This is a genomic window from Pseudomonas sp. AGC41 (genome assembly GCF_057334555.1).
This window is the reverse complement of the sequence record NZ_JBHFJB010000136.1, coordinates 75863-79650: the sequence shown is the minus strand read 5'-3', so window position 1 is coordinate 79650 and position 3788 is coordinate 75863. Positions and strand designations below refer to the sequence as shown.

Annotated in this window: 1 protein-coding gene; it reads right to left on the bottom strand. The window is 60.8% G+C overall.

The features are described from left to right. Positions 1-160: 160 nt before the first annotated feature. The gene (locus ACE04F_RS22270) at positions 161-3052 is read right to left on the bottom strand and encodes a ribonucleoside-diphosphate reductase subunit alpha (RefSeq protein ID WP_486109956.1); all 2892 of its coding nucleotides are present in this window, start codon (positions 3050-3052) and stop codon (positions 161-163) included. Between the last annotated feature and the right edge of the window lie 736 nt (positions 3053-3788).

Below are 3788 nucleotides of genomic sequence, written 5' to 3'. Positions count from 1 at the left end.
CGCTCCCACAGAGAGGACACATTCCAATGTGGGAGCGAGCCTGCTCCCGAAAGCGCTGGGTCAGTCAACACTTTATTCCAGGCAAAAGAAAACCCCCGATAAACCAGCGGTCTATCGGGGGCTTTTTCAGTAGGCGCTTTTACACGCCCACCCGCTCAGCTTATTGGCAAGCTTCGCAATCCGGCTCGTCGATCGCGCAGGCCTTTGGCACTGGCGCAGGTCCGGCTGGAGCAGCCAGGACCGAATCGTCACCGTGGTTGCCGCCAGCGGAAACCGCGTTCAGCTTGCCGGTGTTGATGGTCGACTTCTCGGTGCTGGTGGCGGCCAGGGCACGGAGGTAGTAGGTGGTTTTCAGGCCACGGTACCAGGCCATGCGGTAGGTCACGTCGAGCTTCTTGCCCGAAGCGCCGGCGATGTACAGGTTCAGCGACTGAGCCTGGTCGATCCACTTCTGACGACGGCTGGCGGCGTCGACGATCCACTTGGTGTCCACTTCGAACGCGGTGGCATAGAGCTCTTTGAGTTCCTGCGGGATGCGCTCGATCTGCTGTACCGAACCGTCGTAGTACTTCAGGTCGTTGATCATGACCGAGTCCCACAGGCCGCGTGCCTTGAGGTCGCGAACCAGGTACGGGTTGATCACGGTGAATTCGCCCGACAGGTTCGATTTCACATACAGGTTCTGATAGGTCGGTTCGATCGACTGCGACACGCCGGTGATGTTGGCGATGGTTGCGGTCGGTGCGATGGCCATGATGTTGGAGTTACGGATGCCTTTCTGCACACGGGCGCGAACCGGAGCCCAGTCCAGGGATTCGTTCAGGTCGACGTCGATGTACTTCTGGCCACGCTGGGCGATCAGGATCTGTTGCGAGTCCAGCGGCAGGATGCCCTGGGACCACAGCGAACCCTGGAACGTCTCGTAGGCGCCACGCTCGTCGGCCAGGTCGCAGGAAGCCTGGATCGCGTAGTAGCTGACCGCTTCCATGGACTTGTCGGCGAACTCGACCGCAGCGTCCGAACCATACGGGATGTGCTGCAGGTACAGCGCGTCCTGGAAGCCCATGATGCCCAGGCCGACCGGACGGTGCTTGAAGTTGGAGTTCTTCGCTTGCGGCACCGAGTAGTAGTTGATGTCGATCACGTTGTCGAGCATGCGCACGGCAGTGTTCACGGTGCGTTGCAGCTTGGCGGTGTCCAGCTTGCCGTCGACGATGTGGTTCGGCAGGTTGATCGAGCCCAGGTTGCAGACGGCGATCTCATCCTTGTTGGTGTTCAGGGTGATCTCGGTGCACAGGTTCGAACTGTGGACCACGCCCACGTGCTGCTGCGGGCTGCGCAGGTTGCACGGGTCCTTGAAGGTCAGCCACGGGTGGCCGGTCTCGAACAGCATCGAGAGCATCTTGCGCCACAGGTCTTTGGCCTGGACGACTTTGAACAGCTTGATCTTGTTGTACTCGGTCAGGGCTTCGTAGTACTCGTAGCGCTCTTCGAAGGCCTTGCCGGTCAGGTCGTGCAGGTCCGGCACTTCGGATGGCGAGAACAGGGTCCATTTGCCGTCATCGAAGACGCGCTTCATGAACAGGTCCGGGATCCAGTTGGCGGTGTTCATGTCGTGGGTACGACGACGGTCATCACCGGTGTTCTTGCGCAGCTCGATGAACTCTTCGATGTCCATGTGCCAGGTTTCCAGGTAGGCGCAGACCGCGCCCTTGCGCTTGCCGCCCTGGTTGACCGCAACGGCGGTGTCGTTGACCACTTTGAGGAACGGCACGACGCCCTGGGATTTGCCGTTGGTGCCCTTGATGTACGAGCCCAATGCGCGAACCGGGGTCCAGTCGTTGCCCAGGCCACCGGCGAATTTCGACAACATCGCGTTATCGTGGATGGCGCCGTAGATGCCCGACAGATCGTCCGGCACGGTGGTCAGGTAGCAGCTCGACAGTTGTGGACGCAGGGTGCCGGCGTTGAACAGGGTCGGGGTCGACGCCATGTAGTCGAAGGACGACAACAGGTTGTAGAACTCGATGGCACGGTCTTCACGCTGCTTCTCTTCGATCGCCAGGCCCATGGCCACGCGCATGAAGAACACTTGCGGCAGTTCGAAACGCACGCCGTCCTTGTGGATGAAGTAACGGTCGTACAGGGTTTGCAGGCCCAGGTAGGTGAACTGCTGGTCGCGCTCGTGGTTGATCGCCTTGCCGAGTTTTTCCAGGTCGAATTCGGCCAGGACCGGGTTCAGCAATTCGTATTCGATACCCTTGGCGACGTAGGCCGGCAGGGCCTTGGCGTACAGGTCGACCATTTCGTGGTGGGTCGCGCTCTCGGCAACTTCCAGGAAGCTCAGGCCTTCGGCGCGCAGGGTGTCCATCAGCAGGCGGGCGGTCACGAACGAGTAGTTCGGCTCGCGTTCCACCAGGGTCCGGGCGGTCATCACCAGCGCGGTGTTGACGTCCTTGAGGGCGACGCCGTCATAGAGGTTCTTCAGGGTTTCGCGCTGGATCAGGTCGCCGTCGACTTCTTCCAGGCCTTCGCAGGCTTCGGTGACGATGGTGTTCAGGCGGCCCATGTCCAGCGGCGCCAGGCTGCCGTCGGCGCGGGCGATGCGGATCGACGGGTGGGCCTGGACCGGTGCGTCGGCCGGGGTGCGGATGGCGCGTTCCTTGGCACGGGAGTCACGGTAGATCACGTAGTCGCGGGCGACTTTCTGCTCGCCGGCACGCATCAGGGCCAGTTCGACCTGGTCCTGGATTTCTTCGATGTGAATGGTGCCGCCCGACGGCATGCGACGCTTGAAGGTCGCGGTGACCTGTTCGGTCAGGCGGGCCACGGTGTCGTGGATTCGCGACGAGGCGGCAGCGGTGCCGCCCTCAACTGCGAGGAACGCTTTGGTGATGGCGACGGTGATCTTGTCATCTGTGTAGGGAACGACAGTGCCGTTACGCTTGATCACGCGCAGTTGGCCAGGCGCGGTGGCGGACAGATCCGGGCTCGAATCGGCGGCCAGCGGCGCGGTGCCCTGCGGGTTCTCGCGAGTTGTGTCGGTGTGCATGGGTGTCTCCACGTTCTCTATGTTTATGTGGGCACCATCACGGTGCCCACCGTTCCGTCCTGAAGCACTACAGCCGGCTGGCGCCGGGTATAACAACTTCGGGACAGTAGGAAGCGGGCCGGTGGCGCCGCTTCCATCCGAAGTTCTCGGGTCGCGAGCCGGGGCTCGAAACCGGGTTTGCCGAGGTGGCAGCAAAGGACTGCAACACCCGTACCGTTCCGGTCGTTTTCGACCTTGGAAACAGTTGCCATCCGCAGGGGCGGTCTGGGCTTGGAAAAATGCGCCGTTGCAGCAAGACAGAGGCAAGAAAAGCGCTTGAATTCTCTATCCGACTTGTGTTTGGTTTTTGGCCTGAAACCCTACATGTAGGGTTTTTTGCGCGGCGGGCTACAAGATAATGCGTTTTGGGGGATGAATCAACGTGCTACCTGTGGATAAGCCTGTGCGTAATTTGTGTGCGAAACGTGGAACTGCTCTGTAGGCCGCGTCCTTGCCGGAGCGAGCCTTTTTTCATCGGTTTCGACCGGCCGAAAACAGCTTGGTGTTTTTGCGGGCGCGCACGTTACCACACACATCCAGCTCGACCGAACGCATTTGTCCGCTTGTTTTCCATCCAGCTGCCGTTTATACAATCGGCCGGTGCATGAGCGCGATGATCCTCCTTTGATATGACAAAAAAGATGGGAGGCCGCATGTTTTCAAGTGGGCACTGTTGTGGGGGGGGGGGGGGGGGGGG